Genomic DNA, 23,718 nt, shown 5'->3' with positions numbered 1-23,718 from the left:
CCCGTCAGCCCAGTTCGCGGTGCCGGGCGAGCACCCGGTCCACGAGGTCGTCGGCCGCGCCGACGTAGTGCGCCGGGTCCAGCAGGTCGGGCACCTCGGCGGGGTCGACCTCCGGCGCCTCGCGCAGCAGCTCCTCGAACGACCGGCCACCACCGGCGGCCTCGCGGGCGATCCGGCCCAGCAGCTCCTTCGCGCCCGCCTTGCCCAGCCGGGGCGCGAGGACGACGTTCAGCCGCTCGGCGACGATCGCGCCGCCGGTGAGGCCCAGGTTCGCCCGCATCCGCTCCGGGTGCACCTCCAGGCCCGCCAGCAGGGTGACGGCGGTCCGCGCCGCGCCCTCGGTGGTCCGCAACGCCTCGCGCAGCGCCTGCCACTCGGCGTGCCACGCGCCGGGCGCGCGCTCGTCCTCGGCGAGCACCGCCTGGCCCAGCACCCCGGCCTGCGCCTGCACCGACCGCGCGCCCGCCACCAGCAGCGTGGCCAGCACGGGGTTGCGCTTCTGGGGCATGGCCGACGACCCGCCCCGACCGGCCGCGGCCGGTTCGGCGACCTCGCCGACCTCCGTGCGGGACATCAGCTGCACGTCGAGCGCGATCTTGCCCAACGCGCCGGTCACGCAGGTCGTGGCCCACGCGAGGTCCACCAGCGGGGTGCGCCGGGCGTGCCACGGCGCGTCCGGTTCGCGCAGACCCAGCCGCGTGGCGAACTCCCGCAGCAGTCGCACGCCGTGGCCCGGTTCGCCCGCGTACTCCTGGTAGGCGGCGAGCGTCCCGGCCGCGCCGCCGAGCTGCGCGGGCAGCGCGTCACGCGTGCGGCGGACCCGTTCCGCGGCGTCCAGCAGGGACGCCAGCCACCCGGCCGCCTTCAGGCCGAACGTGGTGGGCACGGCGTGCTGCGTCAGCGTCCGCCCGGCCAGCACCGTGCCGCGGTGCTCCTCGGCGAGGCGGGCGAGCGCGGTCCGCGCCGCGCCGAGGTGGTCGTCCACGCGGCGCAGCGCGCGTGCGGCGAGCAGCATCGCGGCCGAGTCCATGACGTCCTGGCTGGTGCCGCCGCGGTGCACGTGCTCGGCCGCGGCCGGGTCGACGGCCGCGACGGCGGCGGTGAGGTCCTTCACCAGCGCGACGACCGGGTTGCCCGCGTCGCGGGCCCGGACCGCGATGTCGGCGACGTCCGGGTCCAGCCCGGCGGCGACGTCCGCGATGACCCGGGCGGCGTGCTCCGGCGCCACGCCCAGCGCGGCCTGCGCTTGGACCAGCGCCACCTCGACCTCGAGCATCGCGGCCAACCAGGCGCGGTCGGACAGCGCTTCACCGCCACCCGCCCACACCGGGGACAACAACCCGGAATCCACGTCAACACCGCTCACGGCGGTTACGTTACTGCCCGGCGCCCGTGCCGCCGACCAGCCGCCGGACCTCGTCCGCCACGAGGTCGGGTTCGGTGAGGACCACCATGTGACCGGATTTCCGCGCCACCACGTGCCTGCCACGCGTGGAGCGGCCGGCGCGGTACGCGTGCGCCTCGGTGGTGGCCCGGCGGAGCGCGGCCGACATGCCGGTGTCCGCCCGCCCACCGGAGATCGAGGTCACCGGGAGGTCCGGCGGCAGCTCGGGTGACGCGACGCGGAACGCGTTCATCGCGTCGACCAGCGCCGCCAGCTCGACGCCCCGCGTGCGCATGGCACGGGCCGTGAAGCCCTCGGCACGCAGGTCGGCGGCGCAGTCGGCGGGCAATGTCGCGAGCTGCGCGCGCATCAGCACCGGCAGCAGTCCGATCCGGGCGAGCCCGACGCCGGCCACGTGCGCCACCCGCTCCAGCCGGCGGAACGACCGGTCGAACATCGGCGTGCACGCCTCGTCGGTGGTGTCCACCAGCACCAGGCCCGCGATCCGCGCCGGGTCACGGGCCGCCGCCGCGCGCACGACCGGCCCGCCGCCGCTGTGCGCCACCAACACGAACGGGCCGTCGCCGAGGTGGTTGAGCAGCGTGCCGAGGTCCCGGACCAGCCGGTCGAACGACCCGTCGGCGGCCGGCGTGCTGCGCCCCAACCCGGCCCGGTCGTAGACGACGGCGCGGGCGAATCCGCCCACCCGGGGCTGCACCAGCCCCCAGAACGACCGACTGGCCGCCAAGCCGCTCTCGAAGACCACGACCGGACCGCTGCCGGGCAGTTCCGCGTAGTGCAGCTCCCGGCCGTCCCCGACCTCGACGGTCCTCGACTCGCCCTGCGTGTGCCCCACGTCGGGTCACCCTAGGGCCTGCCCTCAAGGCAGGGGTGCGGCTCGGCCTCCCGCCGGCGCGGGGCGGACGGCGGTCGGGCGGGCGCTAATTATCAGGCAGGCTCCCTGAAAGTTTCGGTGTGGCGCTAACTATCAGGGAGGCTCCCTGAAAGTTTCGCGGGCCAGCAGCTCGCCGGACCGGCCCGGCCGACGCGGGGAGGATGGCGGTCAGGCCGGGGGCTAATTATCAGGCAGGCTTCCTGAAAGTTTCGCGGGCGGCGACAGCCTTCAGGACACCTGCCGGCGCGGGGAGGACGTCCGCCGTCGGTTCACGCGCCTGCCGCTGCTCGTCGGTCAACTCCCGCGGTACGGGCCGGGCGGTGCCTGGGCGTCTTCCCCGCGTGAGCCATGATCGGCCTGGCCGCCACGGCGGCCTCATGCGCCGATCAACCCGACCACGAGCGGTCCGGTCAGCGGCAGCAGGATGCTGGAGATCGCGTACGTCACGGTGTACCCGATCAGCGGGACGGAGTTGCCCGCCACACCGGTCACCGCCGAGATCGCCGGCGTGCTGCACTGCTGGCCCGCGATCGCGCCCACCAGGATCGGCGGCTCGATCTTCAGCAGCCGACGGCCCGCGTAGAGCGAGAGCAGCGCGGGCACCAGCACCATGCCGATGCCCGCGAACGGCAGCAGCACGCCGTACCGGGCCAGCAGCGGACCGGCCTGCGGTGCGGCGGCCAGCCCCGTGGCGGCGATGAACGTGGCCAGGCCGAGGTCCTTGGTCAGCGTCGCGGCGGCGGGCGGGAAGCTCCCGATCGCGCGGTGCCGGGACCGAAACCAGCCGAACAGCAGGCCGGACACCAACGCGCCGCCGCCGGTGCCCAGCGACAGCGGCACCGAGCCGAGGTGCACGGTGAGCTTGCCGATCAGCATCCCGAGCGTGACGCCGAGACCCAGGTAGATGAAATCCGTGGCGATGGTGCGCGGCACGGCGTACCCGATGCGCTCGACGGCCCGGTCCACGTCCCGCGGGCTCCCGACGACGGTCAGCACGTCGCCCCGGTGCACCCGCGTCGAGTCGGTCAACGGCATCCGGTGCTCGTCGCGCGACAGCGAGGTGAGGAACACGCCGTGCACGCGCAGCTCGGACAACGCCTGCTCCGGCTGGGTCATCACGACCTCGCGGGACACCAGGGTGGCCTTCGTGTCCCGCAACGCGCGCTCGGTCCCGATCCGCGACTCGGCGTCGACCAGCGCGGTCCGCTCGCCGACCACCTCGATCACGTCGCCCGCCGCGAGCACCAGGCCCGGTCCCGGGTCCAGTTCGTCACCGTCGCGACGCACGCGTTCCACCGTGACGCGGCCGGGCAGCGCGTCCTCCAGACCCGCCACGGTCCGCCCGGCCGCCGCTTCCACCAGGTAGGCGCGGCCGACCAGGTCGGGCAGGGCAGGCGAGGTGTCCGGGTCGTCGTCCCCACCGCCGAGCTTGCGCAGCAACGCGGTGGACGCGTCCTTGAGGTTGATCCGCATCAACGCCGGCGCGAGGCCGCTGGTGAACAGGACGATGGTGATCAACCCGAACAGGTAGCAGACGGTGTACGCGGTGGCCACGTTGCCCTGGAGCGCGGTGGACGTCCCGACGGGCAGCCCCAGCTTCCCGATCGCCTCGGTGGCCGTGCCGACCACGGCGGACTCGGTGGCCGCGCCCGCGAGGATGCCCGTGGCCGTGCCGACGTCCAGGCGCAGGGCGGACGCCAGCAGGAGCACCAGCACCACCACCGTCACCGCCTCGATGAACGACAGCACGCCCAGCTTCAACCCGGACCGGTTGAGGTTGGCGAAGAACTGCGGCCCACCCCCGAAACCGAGCGCGAAGATGAACAACGCGAACGCGATGGTGCGCACCTGGTCGTTCAGCGACACGTCGAGCAGGCCCACCACCAGCGCGACGATCAGCGTCCCGCAGATGCCGCCCAGCTGGACCGGTCCCACCCGCAGCTTGCCGAGCAGGTAACCCAGGGCGAGGCACACGAACAACGCGATCTCCGGCGTCCCCTGGAAGAACTCCCGCAACCAGTCCATGCTCCCGCCTCACACCGAGGGAACCGCCCGTCCCGCGCCGCCGGGCTCGCCCGTCCCGCGCCGACCTCTGAGGACCAACAGCCGTCGCGTCCGACCGTGTCGGCCGTACGACACCGTTCGGGCCGTGCCCACGGCACGACACCGCGGTCGGGCCCGGTCGAACCGGTGTCAGCCCGGCGCGCGGCTGCGACGCGTCGCCCGCGCACGCCGCGAACCTCCCGTTCGGACTATGCACCGGCCGCACCGGGCACGCCGGGTGAGCGACCCGCCGGGTCACCCGGATCGGGGACATGAGCCGGGCACGGGCGCGATTCCCGACCTAGTCTCGGCGCAGCGTCCGGTGTGGACCGCTCCGCGGAGGACAGATGAACTTCCTCAGGGATGAGATCTTCAAGCCGCACCCCGAACTGCTCGTGTTCCTGACCGTCGCGGCCGGCTTCCTGCTGGGTCGCATCCGGCGGAGGTCGATCGCCCTCGGCTCCGTGACCGGCTGCCTGCTCGCCGGGCTGGGCCTGGGTTGGCTGTTCGAGGTGCCGGTGGACAACACGGTGAAATCCCTGTTCTTCATCATGTTCCTGTTCGCCCTCGGCTACCGCGTGGGCCCCCAGTTCTTCCGCGGTCTGCGCAGCGACGGCCTGCCGCAGGTGCTGGTCGCGCTGGTGGTGTGCGTGTCCGGCCTGCTGGTCTGCTGGTTGTTCGCCGCGCTCCTCGGCTACGGGCCCGGCCTGGGCGCGGGACTGCTCGGCGGCGCGCTCACCCAGTCCGCGGTGATCGGCGTCGCGGGCGACGCGATCGGCAGCCTGCCCGGCCTGTCCCCGGACCAGGTGACCGAGCAGCAGAACCTGGTCGCCATCGGCTACGCGGTGACCTACCCGCTGGGCACGGTGCTGTGCGCCGTGCTGCTGGCCAACGCGCTGCCCCGGCTGATCGGCCGCGACCTCGCGCGGGACAGCGCCGACCTGGCGCGGGAGCTGGACGCGGGCAGCGACGACCCGGACGCCGGCGAGGGGTACTACGAGGTCGTGCTGCGGGCGTACGCGGTGGCGCACCCGGCGGTCGTCGGCCGGACCATCGCCGAGTTCGAGCGGCAGCAGGCGGAACTCGGTCGGCGCATCTACATCACGCGCGTGCGCCGCGCGGGTGAGCTGCTGCCGCAGGACCAGGGCATCGTCCTCGCGGAGGGCGACGTGGTGGCGGTGAGCGCCATCCGCGGCGACGTCGTGGCGTACGACCCGGAGGCGGTCATCGGCCCGGAAGTCGACGACGTCGAGCTGCTGGACTACCGGACGGAGTCCCTGCACGTCGTGGCGGGCGCCAAGGCGCAGCTCGGCAAGTCGATCGCCGACCTGCGGCGCGAGCCGTTCATGGCGGGCGTGTACGTCACCGAGCTGCACCGCTCCGGCGCGCGGTTCCCGTTCCGGCTGTCCACCGCGATCGAACGCGGCGACACGTTGCTGCTGACCGGACCACGCCGGCTGGTGGGACCCGCCGCCGCGGAGATCGGCAAACCGGTCCCGACCAGCTTCGCCACCGACATGGTCTGGGTGGGGCTCGGCATCTTCCTCGGCGGCTGCATCGGCATACCCGCGCTGCACGCGGGTGGTGTGCCGATCAGCCTGTCGACGTCCGGCGGCGCGTTGATCATGGGCCTGGTGTTCGGCTGGCTGCGGGCCAAGTACCCCACCTTCGGCAACGTGCCGGGCGGCGCGCAGTGGTTCATGGACACCCTCGGGCTGTGCCTGTTCGTCGCGGTCGTCGGCATCAACGCCGGACCCGGCTTCACCCGCGGCCTCGAACAGGCGGGGTGGGGCCTGCTGCTGCTCGGCGCGGTCGCCACGGTCGTGCCGCTGCTGGTCGGCTTCACGCTCGGCCACTGGGTGCTGAAGATCCGGTTGCCGATCCTGCTGGGCGTGCTCGCGGGCGCGCAGACCACGACCGCGGCGATCGGCGCCGTCAACGAGTCCGCCAAGAGCCAGATCCCCACGATCGGGTACACGATCCCGTACGCCGTCGGGAACGTGCTGCTCACGATCTGGGGCGCCGTCATCGTCCTGCTCCACCACTGACCATCCGGGCAGAAAGGCCGTCGTCATGCCGAAGTCGTCGATCAGCAGGGCTCGGATGGAGCAGTTGGCCGCGCTCAGCCCGTTCGAGCTGAAGGGCGAGTTCATCCGGCTGGCGCAGGAGCACCACGACCACCAGCAGGCCAAGTCCGCGACCCTCATGCTGAACGCCGGGCGCGGCAACCCGAACTGGATCGCCACCGGGCCGCGTGAGGCGTTCTACGCGCTCGGCGCGTTCTCGCTGGCGGAGAGCAGGCGCGTGTGGCACGGGGACGACCTCGGCGGGATGCCCGCGAAGGACGGCATCGCCGCGCGGTTCGAGCGGTTCACCAGGGCGCACCCCGACCTGCCCGGCATCGACCTGCTGGACCGCTGCGTGCGGCTGGGTGTGGAGCGGTTCGGGTTCGAGCCCGACGCGTGGGTGCACGAGTTGACCGACGGCGTCGTGGGCGACAACTACCCGGTGCCGCCGCGGATGCTGGCGCACCTGGAGCAGGTGGCCCGCGCCTACCTGCGGCAGGAGCTGTTCGACAACCACGCGCCCGAGGCCGAGCTGAGGCTGTTCGCGACCGAGGGCGGCACGGCCGCCATGTGCTACATCTTCGACTCCCTGCTCGCGAACGGCGTGCTGCACAAGGGCGACCGGATCGCGATCATGGTGCCCATCTTCACGCCGTACATCGAGATCCCGGACCTCGACGAGTACGACTTCGAGGTGGAGCTGGTGCACGCGGACATGTTCGTGTCCGAGGGTGTTCGCGAGTGGCGTTACTCGACCGAGGAGGTGGCGAAGCTCGCCGACCCGTCGATCAGGCTGGTGTGCCTGGTGAACCCGAGCAACCCGCCGTCGCTGGCGTTGTCCGACCGGGTCCGCGAGCAGATCCGGGACATCGTCGCCGAGCGGAACCCGGAGCTGCTGATCGTCACCGACGACGTGTACGGCACCTTCGTCAACGGCTTCCGCTCGCTCGCCGCCGACCTGCCCCGCAACACGTTGCTGGTGTACTCGTACTCCAAGCACTTCGGGGCGACCGGCTGGCGGTTGGGCGTGATCGGCCTGCACGACGGCAACGTCGTCGACGACCGGATCGCCGGTCTGCCGGAACCGGACCGCGCCCGGTTGCGCAAGCGCTACGGCACCCTGACCCTGGAGCCGGACGCACTCCCGTTCATCGACCGCCTGGTGGCCGATTCCCGCCGCGTGGCGCTCAACCACACGGCGGGCCTCAGCCTGCCGCAGCAGGTCCAGCTCGGGTTGTTCTCCTTGTTCACGTTGCTGCCCGACGGGCAGGCGTACAAGGCACGCGTGCAGGAGATCGTCCGCACCCGCCTCGGGCTGCTGGTCGAGGGCGTGGGCATGAAGATCGCCGACGACCCCCAGCGTGCCGGGTACTACCTGGAGCTGGACCTGCTGGCGGAGGCGGAGCGCGTGCACGGCGCCGAGTTCGCCAAGTACCTGGAGGACACCTACGAGCCGATCGACCCGTTGTTCCGGTTGGCGGAGCACGCCTCCGTCGTGTTGCTCAACGGAGGCGGCTTCGACGGGCCGAAGTGGTCGGTGCGGGTGTCGTTGGCGAACCTGGACGACCTGGACTACCTGAAGATCGGCCACCACCTGCGCACGGTGTTCGCCGAGTACCACGACGAGTGGAAGGCCGGCGGCTAGGCCGGCCCTGAACCGGGAACCACCCCCGCCGGCGCGGGGAAGACCGCGGCTCGGCCAGGTCGCGCGTGACCTTCTTGGGACCACCCCCGCTGGCGCGGGGAAGACCAGGGGCCTGGCGTGATCGGGGGCGTGGGCGACGGGACCACCTCCGCTGGCGCGGGGAAGACGCGATCAAGTCGGAGGACCGGACGGCGGCGGACGGACCACCCCCGCTGGCGCGGGGAATACTGTGCCGCGGACAGCGTCAGCGCGCCGGTCGAGGGACCACCCCCGCTGGCGCGGGGAAGACCTGCCCGAGGACCACACGGCTCGGGTCGAGCTGGGACCACCCCCGCTGGCGCGGGGAAGACCTCACCCTCCGACAGGCGGCGCGTCGACTCAAGGGACCACCCCCGCTGGTGCGGGGAAGACGCCAGGTAGGCGAGGGCCTGCGCCATCACGTCCGGACCACCCCCGCTGGCGCGGGGAAGACCCAGGCGACCTCAACCGCGAAGTCGTGGGCGAGGGACCACCCCCGCTGGCGCGGGGAAGACACCCCGACCCGCACGATCAAGCTGAACCGGTGGGGACCACCCCCGCTGGCGCGGGGAAGACACTTGTTTACCTGTGACTTTACCGCGGAGTAGGGCGGTTTTCATTCGGCTCATCATCGTCTCGTTATGAGGCACGGGCACCGTCCGCGCCTCACCCGAGCCGGTGCTCCGCCACGACCGTCGCGATCGTCCGTTGCACCGGGTCCACCACGGGCTCGCCGTCCTCCACGTCCCACAGCACGTTCTGGAGCACGCGGCCCAGGGTCCAGTGTGCCGCGCGGTCCCGGTCGAGGCCCATGGTCTCGGTCAGCTGGTCGAAGCGGCGGAGGGTGGTGTGGCGCGCGTCGGACCCGTCCCAGCGGTTGTCCAGGGCCGGGAGCAGGTCGAACGCCGGGTCGCCCGCCAGCGGTTCCGGGTCGATGGCCAGCCACGGTTCGCGGTCGCCCGCCAGGACGTTGTCGTAGTGCAGGTCCCAGTGCAGCAGCCGGTCACCCGGTTCGGGCAGGACCTCGGCCAGGGCCGCCGCGCAGTACCGGAGCAGGTCGCGGTCCGCCGGGTCCACCAGCCCCGCCTCGGCCTCGGGCACCTCGGCGAGCATCGCGGCGCCGACGTCGGCCAGGTGGCGGGTGCCCGCCGGCGCGGGCACGGCCGTCAGCCGGGCCAGCAGTTCGGCCACCACGGCGACCGCCTCCGCGTCGTCGTCCACCACGGACAGCGGACGGGTGGCGTCGAGGCGTTCCAGCAACATGGAGCCGCTGACCGGGTCGTGGTCGAGCAGGTGCACGATGCCGTCGCCGCGCCAGGTCAGCAGACCGCGGACGGTGTCCCGGTTCTCGGCGGTGACCGGCTGGAGCCGCAGCACGGCCGGGGTGCCGTCGACGCGGACCACGGGCAGCACCAGCGACGCCATGCCGTTGCGGGTCGGGCCGTCCGGGCGCAGCGACCAGCGGTCCAGCAGCTCGGCGGTGAGGGTCGGCAACGCGGCGATCCAGGCGCGGCCGTTCTCGTTGTCGTGCGACGTGCGGAGCACGTCGGGGACTTCGATGGGGAACAACGGTGATCTCCTTCGTGAGCGGTGGTTTCGGCACGAAGGAGGTGCGGGGGCGCCCGGCTCGCGGGCCTGCGTCAAAGCATGATCCCACCGTACCCGATCACGGGACCGCCCAGAGGGCGGCGGCCAGGTCGTCGGGCTCGGTGAAGCCGGTCAGGTCGTGCGGGAAGCCCTCCAGCACGTCGAAGTCGTGCAGGAGCGTGAAGGCGAGCATGTCGCGCGGGTCGACCTCGATGGCCATGCCGTCCAGGCAGGACGCCAGGAGACCGCGGTCGCCGCGGAACGCGTTGAGGTGGAGCTGGACCAACGCGTACCTCGGGTCGCCCGCGTAGACGTCGGTGAAGTCGATCAACCCGGTCAACGCGGGTCCGGCCGGGTCGGCGAAGATGTTGCCGCCGTGGAGGTCGCCGTGCACGAGCACCCGCGTGCGGGCGAGGTGGTCCGGGTCCGGCAGCTCGACCCGGTCCAGCAACGCCGGGCCGAGCCGACCCCACCGCCGGTGGTCGGCGAGCGCCGCCGACCGGCGGGCGCGCAGGAGGTCCCGGAACGCCGTGCTGTCCGGACCGAGCAGGCCGCCGGTCAGCGGAACCCCGGCCAGTTCCCGGATCGCTTCGCCCAACCGGTGGGCCAGCGCGTGCCGAACGCCGGCGGGAACCGCGGGCCACGGCACGCCCGGCACGCGCCGCAGCACGAGGAACGGCCAGGGCCACCGCGAGCCGCGCGGGCGCAGTTCGCCGCGGTGCACGACCTCCGGCACGTACCCGACGCCCGCGAGCACCCGGTACGCCTCGCGTTCGACGGCGTGGCTGTCCGGGCCGCACCAGTGCTCGCCGTAGAACTTCACCACGAACCCGTTGTCCGCCAACACGACCGGGTAGGTGCTCCCACCCGTCACGGTCAGCGCGGACGGCGTCGGGAGACCGGCGAGCCCGAGCGCGTGCCGCGCCCACGGCACCCACAGCGCGGGGTCGTGGCGACGTGCCTCGTACACCGCTTCGGAGTCGATGACGTCGAGATCGGGCAGCACCGGGCCAACCTAGGCCCTGGCGGGTTCGGGCTGCTCGTCGCCGAGCCACGCGTCCGGCCCGAACACCTCGTACTGGATGTTGGCCGCCGGCACACCGCGGGCCAGCAGGCTCCGCCGGACCTCCCGCATGAACGGCAGCGGGCCGCACAGCAGGGCGCGGGTGCCCGGGTCGGCGGGGATCACGTCGGGTTCGACCAGGCCGGGCGCGGCGGTGGTGCGCTCGGGCAGCGCGATCGCGGCGGGCGCCTCGTACCAGAGCCGCAGCTCGGCCGCGGGCAGTTGCGCCACGGCGGCGAACAGGTCGGCGCGCAGCGGGTGGGCGGCGGGGGAGCGGTCGGCGTGCACGACGGTCAGCGGTCGGGTGCTGCCGGTGCGGGCCAGGTGGCGCACCGCGGCGACGATCGGCGTCGTGCCGACGCCCGCGCCCGCGAGGACCAGCGGGCCGTCGCCGTCGGGCAGGTGGACGTCGCCGAACGGCGGGCTCACGGCCAGCCGGTCGCCGACGCGCACGTGCTCGTGCAGGTAGGTGGACACCATCCCGGCGGGCCTGCCCTCGGCGGCGCGGTGCCGCTTCACGGTGATCCGCAGCGTCTCCTCGCCGGGCGCGCCGCTGATCGTGTACTGCCGGATCTGCCTGCCCACGCCGGGCAGCTCGACGGCGACGCTCACGTACTGCCCCGGCCGGTGCGGGTTGCCCGACCCGGTGACCGGGCGCAGGTGGAACGTCCGCACGTGCTCGGTGTCCCGGTCGACGGCGACCACCTCGTGCGGGTGGAACGGGCGGCCGAAATCACTGCCCGCCACCTGGTAGAGCCGCGCCTCCTCGGCCACCAGCAGGCACGCGAACAGCCAGTAGACCTCGTCCCACGCGGCGAGCACGTCCGGGGTGGCCGCCTCGCCCAGCACCTCGCCGATCGCGGCGGTCAGGTGGCGACCCACGACGACGTACTGGCTGGGCGAGATGCCGACCGAGGCGTGCTTGTGCGCGATGCGGCCGACGACGGCCTTGAGCGGCACGGGCTTGAGGCCCGCGAAGTGCGCCGCCACGGCGGCGACGGACACGGCCAGCGCCTGGCGCTGCGCGCCGCTCGCCTGGTTGCCCCGGTTGAACAGGTCGAGCAGTTCCGGGTGCGCGGTGAACATCCGGTCGTAGAAGCGGCCGGTGATCTCCTCGCCGTGGCGGACCACGGTGGCTGCGGTGGCGCGGACGATCCGCACCGACTCGGGGGCGAGCATGGGGTTGGCCTTCCGTGGAGCGGGTGGGACGCAAAAAAAGGTATCAACGATACCTCTTAACGAACCCTCTTCGCGTGCTATGCGCTTGATCACGGGGGAATAGGGACCTTTGGTCCTGGGAAAACCGGTATCGACAACACCCCTTGGTAGGGTGCGGTATGCAGTTGACCCGGGCCACCGACATCGCCCTCCGGGTGCTGATGCTCACCGCCACCCGCAGCGGCCTGTCCACTGTGGACGACCTGGCGACCGCGCTCGCCGTGCCCCGCAACCACCTCGCCAAGGTGGTGCAGAAGCTCGCGCACCGCGGGCTGCTGGTCACCGTGCGCGGCCGGTCCGGCGGGCTGCGCATCGCGCCCGAAGCCCTCCAGTGGACGGTGGGCCAGGTGGTCCGCGACTTCGAGGGTCAGGCCGAGGTGGTGGACTGCGACGAGGTGCCGTGCCCGCTGCGTGGCGCGTGCCGGTTGCGCGGCGCGTTGCGCCGGGCCCACGCGGCGTTCCTCGCCGAGCTGGACGACGTCCCGCTGCACAGCCTGGTCGGTCCGCCGACCGGCGACCTGCTCGCCGCCCTGATCCCCGGCTGAACCGGTCCCGACGCCCGGGTCCCGGCGCCACTCCCGGCCGAGTCGACCATCACCGAGCGTGATGAACCGGACACGCTTGGTTTCGACGCCCTCCGGGGTCCGCCGTCCCCCGACCGCCACCCGGCTCGATACCATTCCCCTTCGACGAGGGTCGAAGAGAAAGGACGAACGTGGAAACGCTCGCGTTCCAGTCGGAGGCGCGTCAGCTTCTCCAGCTCATGATCCACTCGATCTACTCGAACAAGGACACGTTCCTGCGCGAGCTGGTGTCGAACGCCTCGGACGCGCTGGACAAGCTGAAGCTGGAGACGTACCGCGACAAAGACCTGGTCGTGGACACCTCCGACCTGCACGTGGCCATCGAGGTCGACCGGGAGCGGCGCACGCTCACCGTGCGGGACAACGGCATCGGCATGACCCGCGAGGACGTGATCGGGCTCATCGGCACCATCGCCAAATCGGGCACGGCGGAGTTCCTCCAGCAGCTCAAGGAGTCCAAGGACGCCGCCGCGTCGCAGGACCTGATCGGCCAGTTCGGCATCGGCTTCTACTCGACGTTCATGGTGGCCGACAAGGTCACCCTGCTGACGCGGCACCCGCGTGCCGAGGGCGTGCGCTGGGAGTCCGCGGGCGAGGGCACCTACACCGTCGAGGACGCGCCGGACGCGCCGCAGGGCACGTCGGTGACGCTGCACCTCAAGCCGGTGGACGAGGAGGACCACCTCCCGGACTACACCGCGCCGGCGAAGATCACCGAGATCGTCAAGCGGTACGCGGACTTCATCACCTGGCCCATCCGCCTGGCCGCCGAGGACGGCGGCGAGCCGACCACGATCAACTCGCGCAAGGCGTTGTGGGCCCGGCCCGCGAGCGAGGTCACGGAGGACGAGTACGCCGAGTTCTACCGGCACGTCAGCCACGACTGGAACAAGCCGCTGGAGACCATCCGCATCCAGGCGGAGGGCGCGTTCGAGTACCAGGCGCTGCTGTTCCTGCCCGAGCAGGCCCCGATGGACCTGTTCATGCGCGAGCGCAAGCGCGGCGTCCAGCTCTACGTCAAGCGCGTCTTCATCATGGACGACTGCGAAGAGCTGATGCCCGAGTACCTGCGGTTCGTCAAGGGCGTGGTGGACGCCCAGGACCTGTCGTTGAACGTCTCGCGGGAGATCCTCCAGCAGGACCGGCAGATCCAGCTCATGCGCCGCCGCCTGGTGAAGAAGGTGCTGGCCACCGTCCGGACGATGGCGGCGGACCGGCCCGAGGACTACCGCAAGTTCTGGCGCGAGTTCGGCGCGGCCGTCAAGGAGGGCCTGCTCTCCGACACCGAGAACCGGGACACCATCCTCGGCATCGCCTCGTTCGCCTCCACGCACGACGCGGAGGAGCCGACCACGCTGGCCGGCTACGTGGAGCGGATGAAGGACGACCAGCGGCACATCTACTACATGACCGGCGACTCGCGGGCCACCATCGAGCACTCGCCGCACCTGGAGGCGTTGCGCGCCAAGGGGTACGAGGTGCTGGTGCTCACCGACCCCATCGACGAGATGTGGGTCGACGCGGTGCCCTCCTTCCAGGGCAAGGAGTTCCAGTCGATCGCCAAGGGGCAGGTCGACCTGGGCACCGAGGAGGAGAAGAGCGCGGCGGAGGAGCGCGAGAAGGAGTTCGCCGGGCTGCTGGAGTGGATGACGACGACCCTGGCCGACCACGTGAAGCAGGTCCGGCTGTCGACGCGGCTCACCACCTCGCCCGCGTGCGTGGTCGGCGACTCGTTCGACCTCACCCCGACGCTGGAGAAGATGTACCGGGCGATGGGGCAGGAGGTGCCGCACGTCAAGCGCATCCTGGAGCTGAACCCGGAGCACCCGCTGGTCACCGGTCTGCGCACCGCGTTCGAGGGCGCCGAGGACCGGGGGCCGCTCGCGGAGACGGCCGAGCTGCTGCACGGCATGGCGGTCCTCGCCGAGGGCGGCGACCTGCCCGACCCGGCGCGGTTCGCGCGGCTGCTGTCCGACCAGTTGCAGCGCTCCCTGTGACCACCGGCCCGGCCCCGTCCACGCGGACGGGGCCGGGGGTCACATGCGCTCGGGCGCGGCGATGCCGAGCAGGCCCAGCCCGTGGCCGAGGGTGCGTGCGGTGAGGCGGCACAACGCGAGCCGGTTGCCGCGCACCGGCTCCGCCGCCCTGAGCACCGGGCACGCCTCGTAGAACCCGGTGAAGGCACGCGCGAGGTCGTAGAGGTAACCGCAGAGCCGGTGCGGCTCAAGGGTTTCCGCGACTTCGGCGAGCACGCCGCCGTACCCGTCCAGCGCCAGGGCGAGGGCGCGCTCGGCCGGCTCCAGCGGCACGTCGGCGACCGCGGTCGCACCGCTCGCGCCACGCAGGATCGAGCAGATCCGGGCGTGCGCGTACTGGAGGTAGACGCCGGTGTTGCCGGTGAACGACACCATCCGCTCGACGTTGAACGCGTAGTCCTTCGCCCGGGACGTCGACAGGTCGGCGTACTTGACCGCGCCGATGCCCGCCTGCTCGGCGATCCGGTCGAGTTCGGCGGGGTCCAGCCCGGGGTTCTTCTCCGCCACCACCGCGCGGGCCCGCGCCACGGCGTCGTCCAGCAGGTCGGACAGCCGCACCGCGCCACCCGCGCGGGTCTTGAACGGCCTGCCGTCCGGGCCGAGGACCGTGCCGTACGCCACGTGCTCGGCGGTCACGTCGTCGGTCAGCCAACCCGCCCGCCGGGCCGTCTCAAACACCAGCCGGAAATGCAGCGCCTGCCGCGAGTCGGTCACGTAGACGAGCCGCTGCGCGCCCAGCTCGCGGATGCGGTGGCGGATCGTGGCCAGGTCCGTGGTGTCGTAGCCGTAGCCGCCGTCGCTCTTGCGCACCATCAGCGGCACCGGTGCGCCTTCTGGGCCGGTGACTTCCTGCGAGAACACCACCACGGCGTCGTCGCTGTCCACCGCGATGCCGGCGGCCCGCAGCTCGGCCACGACGTCGGGGAGCACCGGGTTGTAGAACGACTCGCCCACCGAGTCCTCGGGGGTGAGCAGCACGCCCAACCGGTCGTACAGGACGCGGAAAGCGCGCTCCGACTCGGCCACGATCCCCCGCCACGCGGCGACCGTCTCCGGCTCACCCGCCTGGAGCGCCACCACCCGCGCCCGCGCGCGGGCGGCGAACGCCGGGTCCGCGTCGAACTCCGCGCGGGCCGCCCGGTACCGGTCGTCCAGCGCGGTCACCGCCGAACCGCCCGGGTGCTCCCAGAGGTGCTGGATCAGCATGCCGAACTGGGTGCCCCAGTCTCCGAGGTGGTTCTGCCGCACCACGTCCGCGCCGAGGAACCCGAGCACGCGGGCGAGGCTGTCGCCGATGATCGTCGTGCGCAGGTGGCCGACGTGCATCTCCTTGGCGATGTTGGGCGCGGAGTAGTCGACCACGACCTTCCGGCCGCGTTCCGGGCGGCCGATGCCCAGGCGCGGCCCGCCGCGGGCCGAGACCTGCTCCCAGATCACCCGGTCGGGCAGCGTCAGGTTGAGGAAACCCGGCCCCGACACCTCCGCCCGCACCCCGGTCACGGACCCCGCGATCTCCCCGGCCAGCGCGGCGGGCGCGACCCCGAGCCGCCGACCGAGCGCGAGCGCGGCGTTCGACTGGAAGTCCGCGTGGCCGGATCGTCGCACCACGGGGTCCGCACCGGCCGAGTCCGGGCGGACCCGGCCGATCGCCTCGGACACCGCATCCGCGGTCCGTGCGAGCAACGGTTGCACCACGTGGTCGTCCACGATCCTCCGTTCCGAGCTTCGGCTGTGGGTGCCATCTCTGCGGCAGCCGCGGTCGGCACGCCAATCCGTTTCGGCGTCGCGCTCCTCGTCGCTAGAGTCCAGCCACTGTGGAGCGCGACATCGTGATAGCGGGTGATCGCGTCCACCGCCCGGTCGGGTGGTGGACGCCGACGGTGCACGCGTTGCTGGAGCACCTGCACGACGTCGGCTTCGACCGGGTGCCCAGGCCGCTGGGCGTGGTCGGCGACCGCGAAGTGCTCACCATGATCCCCGGCGACTCCGGCGCGGCCGGGTGGTCGCGGGTAGTGCCGGACGAGGGCCTGCGCGCGTTCGCGCGGCTGTTGCGGGACTACCACGAGGCGGTACGTGGTTTCGTGCCGCCGCCGGACGCCCGGTGGGCGTTGTCCTACCCGCGGCCCGCGACCGGTGCGGTCGTCTGCCACGGCGACTTCGGGCCGTGGAACGTGGTGTGGGACGGGCTGACCCCGGTCGGGTTGCTGGACTTCGACTTCGCGGGTCCCGCGGACCCGCGTTACGACGTGGCGTACGCGTTGGAGTACGTCGCGCCGTTCCGCCCCGACGCCGACGCCGTGCGGTGGCTGGGTTTCGCCACGCCCCCGGACCGGCGGCGGCGGATCGAGGTGTTCGCCGAGGAGTACGGCCTGCCGGACACCGGCGGGCTGGTCGACGCGGTGATCGACCGCCAGCGCCTCGACGCCGTCCACGTGGCCGCTCTCGCCGCGCGGGGGCTGGAACCACAACGCACGCGCGTCGAGAACGGCGGCCTGGACGAACTGGCCGACCGGGTCCGGTGGTCGCGGGCGAACCGGGCCCTGGTCGAGTAACGCGGTTCAGTGCGCGTCGGCCGCGCCCAGTTCGAGGGCGACGACGCCGCCGATGACCAGGGCGAGCCCGCCGAACTGCACCGGCGTCAGGTGTTCTTCGAACGCGAACACGCCGATCAACGCGACCATCGCCACGCCGACCGCCGCCCAGGTGGCGTACGCGGTCCCGATGCCCATGCCGCGCTTGAGTGCGAACGAGAGCAGCACGTACGCGCCGACCACACCGACCACGGCGACAACGGAGGGCACCAGTTTGCTGAACCCGTCGGAGAGGCGGGTGGCGATCGCGCCGATCAACTCGGAGAGGATCGCGCCGAACAGGAACAGGTAAGCCATGGGGACCCCTCGCCAACAAGTACAACAAATGTTCAACTAGTTGGTCAGCGTAGCGACAAGATCGGGGAGTTGTCCACGTGGTTGGTCATCACGCGACGCCGGGCACACCGGGGCGCGGTGAACGCGCTCGGGCCGCTCGGCGGATGCGGTGACGGGGCCGCCTTCGGGGACCACGCCGGTGCCGGTCGGGGGATGCCGCGGTGGGTCTGCGCCGGGAACTGCGCCGGTGGCGCTCGGCGGATGCCGTGTCGGGTCTGGCTTCGGGGGTCCAGGCCGGTGCGGCCCGCGTCGTGGCGAGGCGGCTCCGGCTACGCCGGTGCGGCTCCACCCAGCGCGCGGCGCAGCAGGTCCGCCACCTCGTGCTCGTCCAGCACCAGTTCGCCGAGCAGGAGCTGGTTGCACAACCCGTCGGCCGTGGAGACCACCTCGCGCACGCGGGCCGGGTCGTCGGTGTACCCGCGTGCCATCTGCGCCACCCGGTCCCGCCAGTGCCGGGCGGCGGGGCGCAGCGCCGGTCGGCGCGCGGCCATGAGGTTCAGCTCCCGCTCGGCCAGCGCACGGGTCCGGCCGGGGCCGCCCGCGTCGGCGATGAGCCGGGCGACCGCCTCCAACTCGCCGACGCCGCGCTCCACGACCGCCTGCAACTGCTGCCCGTAATCCTCCGACGCCGCGGTCAGCGCCGCCTCCAGCAGCTCGTCCAGCGTGGCGAAGTAGTACGTCGCCGAGCCGGTGGACACCCCGGCCTCCCGCGCCACGGCCCGGTGGGTCACGCTGCCGACGCCGTCGCGCTCGACCACCCGCAACGTCGCCTCGATGATCGCCGCGCGCTTGAGCTTCCCACGCGCGAGCCGTCCGTCGACCGGTTCCTCGGTCACGTCCGCAACCCTCCTCCACCGGTGCCGACGACCGGTGGTCCCCCGGGATTGTGCCACCCGGCGGCGTCACGCGGGTCCACAGTGGACCCGGGGTCAGCGCCCGTCCGCCCAGGCCGTTTCCAGGGCCTGGCGGAAGGTCTCCTCGGGCTGCGCGCCGGAGACGCCGTACCGGCGGTCGAGCACGAAGAACGGCACACCGCTCGCGCCGAGCTGGGACGCCTCCCGCTCGTCGGCGCGGACGTCGGCCAGGTGCGCGTCCGGGTCGGCCAGGACGGCACGCGCCTCGTCCGCGTCCAGACCGACCTCGGCGGCGACCTCGGCCAGCACCTCCCGGTCGAACACCGAGCCCGCCTCGCCGAAGTGCCACCGGAACAGCCGCCGCACCAGCTCGTGCTGGAGCCCGCGGGCCTTGGCCAGGTGCAGGAGGCGGTGGGCGTCCAGGGTGCTGCCCACCTCGCGGTCGGACCGGTAGTCCAGGCCCTCGCCCCGCGCCAGTTCGCCGACCTGCCCGTCCATGCCCTCGCCACGCGCGCCGAACTTGTCGGTCAGCATCTTCTCCACCGGCTCGGTCGCCCCGGGTTCGCGGGACGGGTCGAGTTCGAAGGAGCGGTGGACGACCTCCACGTCCTCGCGGTGGGCGAACTCCGCCAGTGCCCGCTCGAACCGGTTGATGCCGATGTAGCACCACGGGCAGACCAGGTCGCTCCAGATTTCAACGCGCATGTGGCAGTTCCTCGGGCAGGAAGGGGGTGTCGGCGTCGACCATACACTAACTTTTTGACAGCGCTGACTTATCCACAGTGCTGTAGGCTGGCCCGGTGGACTTCGACGTCTTCGCCAAGGACTGCCCGTCGCGGTCGGTGCTGGAGCACCTGACCGGGCGCTGGGGCGTGCTGACGCTGGCGGGGCTGCGGAAGGGACCCGCCCGGTTCAACGCGTTGCGCCGCCGGATCGACGGCGTCAGCGAGAAGATGCTCGCCCAGACCCTCCAGGCGTTGGAGCGGGACGGGTTCGTGCGGCGCGAGGTGCTGGCCGCCATGCCGCCGAGCGTGAACTACTCGCTGACCGACCTGGGCGAGACGACGGCGGACCACCTGCTGGCGCTCATCGGGCACGTGGAGGCGCACATGCCCGCCGTGCTCGAAGCACGGGCGACGGCGTCGCGGTAACCACGTCAGGGTCGGTCGCCGACGATCCGCAGGAGACTGTCGACCATCGCCGTCGCGTCCGGGGTTTCCGGTGAGCCGCCGAGGGTGTGCGTCACGCGGTTCATCGCGGACGTGATGGCGCGTGCCTCGTCCGGCGTCACGTGGCGGCCGAACGCCTCGCGGATCGCGTTCAGGAACGTGGTCGTGGACTTGCGCAGCACGGCCCGCCCCTCGTCGGTCAGCACGGCGTAGGTGACGCGGAGGTTGTCCGGGTCGCCCTGCCGCGTCACGAGCCCCCGCCCGGCCATCGCGGTGACGACCTGGCTGATGCCGCTGCGCGACACGAACACCTGTCGCGCCAACTCGTTCATCGGCAACCGGTGACCCTCGGCGGCCCCGAGCCGGGACAGCACCTCGCCCCACGTCAGGCTCAGGCCCGCGTGTTCACGCATGGCGTTCTCGATCCGCCGCGCCGCGAGGGTCTGCGCCTTCCACGTGGCCATCCACGCGAAGAACCCGTCGTCGACCAGTTCCGCGATCTCGTGCTCCATGCGGCCCACCCTAGCCGGAAACCGTTCGACCTGAATGGTGAAGCTCTGTACGGTTTAGCTGTGAACTCAATCGAGGAGGGTCGGCTGCGGTGGGCGCTGCCCGCGATGCTCGCCGCGGCCGCGATGGACCTGATCGACACCACGGTGGTCAACGTCGCCGCCCCGGAGATCCGCGCCGACCTCGGCGCGAGCGCCGCCGAGGTGGAGTGGGCGGTCGCGGGCTACGCTCTGGCGTTCGGTGTCCTCCTGATCACCGGGGCGCGCCTCGGCGACCGGTGGGGGCGGCGGCCGGTGTTTCTCGCCGGTGTGGCGGGTTTCGTGCTCGCCTCGCTAGCTTGCGGGCTCGCCCCGGGTCCGGGCGCGTTGATCGGCGCGCGGGTCGCGCAGGGCGCGGCGGCGGCTGCGATGATCCCGCAGGTCCTGACCGTCATCCAGGTCGCGGTGCCCGCCGCGCGGCGGTCGCGGGCGTTCGCCGCGTACGGCGCGACCGCCGCGATCGGCACGGTGTCCGGGCCGCTGCTCGGCGGCGTGCTGGTGGCGGCGGACCTGTTCGGGCTCGGCTGGCGCGCGGTGTTCCTGGTGAACGTCCCGATCGGGCTGGCGGCGCTCGCCGTCGCGGCGGCCACCGTGCCCGACTCGCGCGCACCACGCGCGGCACGCCTCGACGTCACCGGTGTGGTGGTGCTGACGGCCGGGTTGCTGGCGGTGCTGTTCCCGCTGGTGCAGGGACCCCAGTCGGGTTGGCCGTGGTGGTCGGTGGTGCTGCCGCTGGTGGCGTTGCCGGTGTTCGGCGTCTTCGTGGTGCTCCAGCGTCGTGGTGCCGCACCGCTCGTGCCGCCGGACCTGTTCCGGGAACGCGGGTTCGTCGGCGGCGTGTGCGCCCAGTTCGCCCTGTACGCCGGGGTCACCGGGTTCTTCCTGGTGCTGGCGCTGGAACTCCAGCAGGAGCGTGGTTTCACGGCGCTGGGCACCGGGCTGGTGTTCGTGTCCTGGTCGGTCGGCATCGCGGCGGCGTCCGGGCCGGCGGGCGTGCTCACGCCGCGGTTCGGCCGGCGGGTGCCGATCACCGGCGCGCTGGTGGTGGTCGTCGGGATGGGCGGGTTGCTGCTCGCGTTCGGCTGGTCCGCGCACGCGATCCCGCCGTGGTCGCTGGTGCCGGGCCTGTTCGTCGCCGGACTGGGCATGGGGTTGGTCGCCCCGACGCTGGTGGACGTGTCGCTGCGGGGCGTGGCCACCGCGCACGCCGGTTCGGCGTCCGGTGTCATCGCCACCGCCGGGCAGGTGGGCGGCGCGCTCGGCGTGGCCGTGCTCGGCGCGGTGCACCTCGGCACGGGTGGGATCGCACCCGTGCTGTGGTGCGAGGTCGTGGTCCTCGCGGCGGCTGCCGCGGCGGTGCTGGCCGTGCCGCGCCACGACCCCGGCGGACGGGTCCGGGATCGGACCCGTCCGCCGGGGTCGAACGGCTAGCTGATGGTGAAGTCGTCCGCGTGGATCGGTGCCTGGCCGTACCAGCCGTGCACGTAGACCGTGACCGTGCCGGACGCGCCCGTGGTGAACGGCACCGACAGTTGGGTCCAGTCGGCCGCCGACGTCCAGGCGCTCGCCGTCGCGCCGCCGCTCACCCCGATGAACGCGTAGTTGCCGCGCACCCAAGCCTTGAGCGTGTACGCCTTGTTCGGGGCGAGCGTCACGGTCTGCGACGCCTGACCGTTCCCGTTGCCGCTCGGGGCGACCTGAAGGGCGTGCGTCCCCGAGTGGGTCGGGGAGCCGACGACGGTGTCGCCCGCGCCGGTCCACGGTGCGAGCCCGCCGTCCTCGAAGCCCGCGTTGGCGATCACACCGGTCGGCGGGGTGCCCTTGACCTTCACCGAGAACGTGGCGGTGTGCGTCGCCGAACTGCTCGTGCCGGTGATGGTGAACTGGTAGTCACCCGGTGTCGCGTTCGCCGCGGCGCTCACGGTCAACGTCGACGAGCCGCCCGCCGTGACGCTGGTCGGCGAGAGGGCCGCGGTGAGGCCGGTGCGTGCCGGGCCCGCGGTGAGCGCGATGGTCTGCGCGTTGCCCGCGGTGACGGCCGTGCCGACCGTCGCGGTGGTCGACGCGCCCGGGTCCACGGTGGCCGACGCGGGGTTCACCGCGAGCGAGAAGTCGTTGTCCGGGTTCGGGTTCCCGTCACCGCTGAACGGCGCGAAGATGTGCGTGAACTCCCACGTCTGCTGCGCGATGCCGGAGCAGTTGTCCGCCGCCGAGCCACCCGGGCAGTTGCCGTTGTCGCGCTGCAAAGCCCAGAACGACAACGTGTTGATGCCCTTGGCGACCGCCCAGTCGTAGACCGTGCGCGCGTCGGCGAGCTGGAACGTCTCGGCGGGGCCGTAGTCGTCCACGCCGATCATCTCGGTGATGCCGACCATGGACCACAGCTGCTGCTGGGTCTTGCCGGGGTAGAGCTGGGCGAGCTGGTCGACCAGGCCCTGCGCGGCGGTCTTGGTGTCGTCGGCCATCTGGTGCGTCGCGCCGTCGTAGTAGTCGAACGTCATCATGTTCACGACGTCGATGCGGGCGTTGTTGGTGACGGCGTTGCGCAGCACCGCGAGACCGCTCGGCGCGAGGCCGTGCGGCGTGGTGGGCAGCGTGTAGGAGAACTGGACCGTGCGGCCGTTGGCGGCGGCCCAGTCCTCGGTCATCTTGATGGCCTTGTTGCGGCGGTCGATGCCCGCGGTGTTGGTGAGCGAGTTGTCCTCGATGTCGAGGTCGAGGCGCGTCACGTCGTAGGTGGTGATCACGCTCTGGAACGCGGCGGCGATCTTCGCGACGTCCGTGCAGCTGTCGGCGATCTCGGTGCCGGTGTTGTCGGCCGTGTAGCCGCCGAAGGACGGAATGGCGTCGCCGCCGTTCGCGCGCAGCGCGTTGATGTCGGCGCCGAACACGGAGGAGGAGACCGGCATCCCGGGGTCGCCGCTCCACAGCGGTGTGCAGGAGCCCTTGGTCGCCGTCTGGAGGAACGCGAAGGTCAGGTACTTCGCGCCGGACTGCTGGGCGAGCGTGGCCGGGTTCTCGCCGGTCCACGCCTCGAAGTAGGGCGCGAACACGTGGGCGGGCAGCGGCTTGGCCGCGGCGTGGGCGGCGGTGGGCATGAGTGCGGCAGAGGTGAACAAGGCCACCAGAAGCACGAGGACTCTGGACGAACGCATGTGCGCTCCAGGCAGGGGAGGGGACGCGGGCCCGGTGGGACCCGGCGGTGGCGACCGGCCTTCAGAATTGGACTAGACCACAGGGGTTGTCAAGACGTCCGGGTGCGGTGGCGCGGTATGCGGCAAAGGTCGGGAATCACGGGAATCGCCCGCTGTGGCGGGGGAAGTCCGACCTGTCCGTCCGATGTGGACTTGAGGTGCGCGGGGCTGTCGACGGTCCGATCGACACGGTGCGTCACCGAGGGGGCTCCCGGGATGCCGCCTGCGATGTGCGGCGCGAAGCGCGAGGGCGCGGCACCGGCGGAGCGGTTCGCGAGCGGCGAGGTCCCGTGCCGACCCGGTGGAGCAGCGGCCGATGCCCCGCGAGGTGGATTCGCGGTATCCCGCCGCCCCGATCCCGCCGCCGCGACTGCCCGCCGTCACGGGCGGCGGCCCCGCCGCGATCCGCCCGCCACGCGGATAAGTGTCGCCGCGCGACAGATTTCACCGCCCCCGCGACCGCCACCTGCCTCGCGACGCCCGCCCC

At 72.5% G+C, this 23,718-nt stretch carries 19 protein-coding genes and 1 CRISPR repeat array; of the genes, 7 read left to right on the top strand and 12 right to left on the bottom strand.

The window, feature by feature from the left end:
* Positions 1–4: 4 nt before the first annotated feature.
* The 3 genes from KZQ38_RS15395 to aspT (KZQ38_RS15385) form a co-directional block, all read right to left on the bottom strand.
* On the bottom strand, positions 5–1,366 hold the full coding sequence (locus tag KZQ38_RS15395) for a class-II fumarase/aspartase family protein (protein WP_219442581.1): 1,362 nt from the start codon (positions 1,364–1,366) through the stop codon (positions 5–7).
* A 10-nt stretch (positions 1,367–1,376) separates the two neighbouring features.
* Positions 1,377–2,240, bottom strand: coding sequence for an alpha/beta fold hydrolase (locus KZQ38_RS15390; protein ID WP_219442579.1), 864 nt, complete (start codon positions 2,238–2,240; stop codon positions 1,377–1,379).
* A gap of 414 nt (positions 2,241–2,654) precedes the next feature.
* Entirely contained in the window at positions 2,655–4,304 is a 1,650-nt protein-coding gene (aspT, locus tag KZQ38_RS15385; protein WP_219442578.1) for an aspartate-alanine antiporter, read from the bottom strand.
* Between the two features lie 365 nt (positions 4,305–4,669).
* Between aspT (KZQ38_RS15385) and aspT (KZQ38_RS15380) the strand changes: the two genes are divergently transcribed.
* Together aspT (KZQ38_RS15380) and KZQ38_RS15375 are read left to right on the top strand one after the other, a co-directional pair.
* Positions 4,670–6,370: an aspartate-alanine antiporter gene (gene aspT, locus KZQ38_RS15380; protein WP_219442576.1), complete on the top strand. Its 1,701-nt coding sequence runs from the start codon at positions 4,670–4,672 to the stop codon at positions 6,368–6,370.
* Between the two features lie 25 nt (positions 6,371–6,395).
* Entirely contained in the window at positions 6,396–8,033 is a 1,638-nt protein-coding gene (locus KZQ38_RS15375) for a bifunctional aspartate transaminase/aspartate 4-decarboxylase (RefSeq protein WP_219442575.1), read from the top strand.
* 16 nt (positions 8,034–8,049) lie between these two features.
* Positions 8,050–8,624: a CRISPR direct-repeat array (repeat unit 25 nt; unit sequence GGACCACCCCCGCTGGCGCGGGGAA).
* A gap of 93 nt (positions 8,625–8,717) precedes the next feature.
* Here the strand turns inward: KZQ38_RS15375 and KZQ38_RS15370 are convergent.
* The 3 genes from KZQ38_RS15370 to KZQ38_RS15360 all read right to left on the bottom strand — a co-directional run bounded on the left by KZQ38_RS15370 (position 8,718) and on the right by KZQ38_RS15360 (position 11,880).
* A complete protein-coding gene (locus tag KZQ38_RS15370; protein WP_257901427.1) occupies positions 8,718–9,620 on the bottom strand; it encodes an aminoglycoside phosphotransferase family protein in 903 nt (300 codons plus the stop codon).
* A gap of 97 nt (positions 9,621–9,717) precedes the next feature.
* Positions 9,718–10,644, bottom strand: a complete 927-nt coding sequence (locus tag KZQ38_RS15365) for a phosphotransferase family protein (protein WP_219442573.1) — start codon at positions 10,642–10,644, stop codon at positions 9,718–9,720.
* 9 nt (positions 10,645–10,653) lie between these two features.
* Positions 10,654–11,880, bottom strand: coding sequence for a globin domain-containing protein (locus tag KZQ38_RS15360; protein WP_219442570.1), 1,227 nt, complete (start codon positions 11,878–11,880; stop codon positions 10,654–10,656).
* Between the two features lie 158 nt (positions 11,881–12,038).
* Between KZQ38_RS15360 and KZQ38_RS15355 the strand changes: the two genes are divergently transcribed.
* Positions 12,039–12,464 (top strand): RrF2 family transcriptional regulator, encoded by a 426-nt coding sequence (locus tag KZQ38_RS15355; RefSeq protein WP_219442568.1) that lies wholly within the window; start codon positions 12,039–12,041, stop codon positions 12,462–12,464.
* Between the two features lie 170 nt (positions 12,465–12,634).
* Positions 12,635–14,500, top strand: coding sequence for a molecular chaperone HtpG (gene htpG / locus KZQ38_RS15350; protein WP_219442566.1), 1,866 nt, complete (start codon positions 12,635–12,637; stop codon positions 14,498–14,500).
* Positions 14,501–14,539: 39 nt separating this feature from the next.
* On the opposite strand, the gene argS is transcribed toward htpG, so the two are convergent.
* Positions 14,540–16,246 carry an arginine--tRNA ligase gene (gene argS / locus KZQ38_RS15345; RefSeq protein WP_308258418.1) on the bottom strand — a complete coding sequence of 569 codons (1,707 nt, stop codon included), beginning with the start codon at positions 16,244–16,246 and terminating at the stop codon, positions 14,540–14,542.
* A 107-nt stretch (positions 16,247–16,353) separates the two neighbouring features.
* Here argS and KZQ38_RS15340 point away from each other — a divergent pair, with 107 nt between their 5' ends.
* Positions 16,354–17,091 carry an aminoglycoside phosphotransferase family protein gene (locus tag KZQ38_RS15340; protein ID WP_308258417.1) on the top strand — a complete coding sequence of 246 codons (738 nt, stop codon included), beginning with the start codon at positions 16,354–16,356 and terminating at the stop codon, positions 17,089–17,091.
* A 6-nt stretch (positions 17,092–17,097) separates the two neighbouring features.
* Here the strand turns inward: KZQ38_RS15340 and KZQ38_RS15335 are convergent, their stop codons facing one another.
* From KZQ38_RS15335 to KZQ38_RS15325, 3 genes are all read right to left on the bottom strand, one after another.
* The gene (locus tag KZQ38_RS15335) at positions 17,098–17,427 is read right to left on the bottom strand and encodes a DMT family transporter (protein ID WP_219442564.1); all 330 of its coding nucleotides are present in this window, start codon (positions 17,425–17,427) and stop codon (positions 17,098–17,100) included.
* 308 nt (positions 17,428–17,735) lie between these two features.
* On the bottom strand, positions 17,736–18,302 hold the full coding sequence (locus KZQ38_RS15330; protein WP_219442563.1) for a TetR/AcrR family transcriptional regulator: 567 nt from the start codon (positions 18,300–18,302) through the stop codon (positions 17,736–17,738).
* 93 nt (positions 18,303–18,395) lie between these two features.
* Complete coding sequence (locus tag KZQ38_RS15325; protein WP_219442561.1) at positions 18,396–19,025, bottom strand: DsbA family oxidoreductase; 630 nt, start codon at positions 19,023–19,025, stop codon at positions 18,396–18,398.
* 95 nt (positions 19,026–19,120) lie between these two features.
* On the opposite strand from KZQ38_RS15325, the gene KZQ38_RS15320 reads away from it, so the two are divergent.
* Positions 19,121–19,471 carry a winged helix-turn-helix transcriptional regulator gene (locus tag KZQ38_RS15320; protein WP_219442559.1) on the top strand — a complete coding sequence of 117 codons (351 nt, stop codon included), beginning with the start codon at positions 19,121–19,123 and terminating at the stop codon, positions 19,469–19,471.
* A gap of 5 nt (positions 19,472–19,476) precedes the next feature.
* Here the strand turns inward: KZQ38_RS15320 and KZQ38_RS15315 are convergent, their stop codons facing one another.
* Positions 19,477–20,001, bottom strand: a complete 525-nt coding sequence (locus KZQ38_RS15315; protein ID WP_219442557.1) for a MarR family winged helix-turn-helix transcriptional regulator — start codon at positions 19,999–20,001, stop codon at positions 19,477–19,479.
* A gap of 60 nt (positions 20,002–20,061) precedes the next feature.
* Here KZQ38_RS15315 and KZQ38_RS15310 point away from each other — a divergent pair, with 60 nt between their 5' ends.
* Positions 20,062–21,468, top strand: a complete 1,407-nt coding sequence (locus KZQ38_RS15310; protein ID WP_219442555.1) for an MFS transporter — start codon at positions 20,062–20,064, stop codon at positions 21,466–21,468.
* Here the strand turns inward: KZQ38_RS15310 and KZQ38_RS15305 are convergent.
* The gene (locus KZQ38_RS15305) at positions 21,465–23,192 is read right to left on the bottom strand and encodes a carbohydrate binding domain-containing protein (protein WP_219442553.1); all 1,728 of its coding nucleotides are present in this window, start codon (positions 23,190–23,192) and stop codon (positions 21,465–21,467) included. The genes KZQ38_RS15310 and KZQ38_RS15305 overlap by 4 nt on opposite strands.
* Positions 23,193–23,718: the final 526 nt, after the last annotated feature.

Origin of the sequence: Saccharothrix obliqua (assembly GCF_019375475.1) — a bacterium.
GTDB classification, from domain to species: domain Bacteria; phylum Actinomycetota; class Actinomycetes; order Mycobacteriales; family Pseudonocardiaceae; genus Actinosynnema; species Actinosynnema obliqua.
The sequence above is the reverse complement of the archived record's forward strand: the minus strand, read 5'-3'. Positions and strand labels throughout refer to the sequence as shown.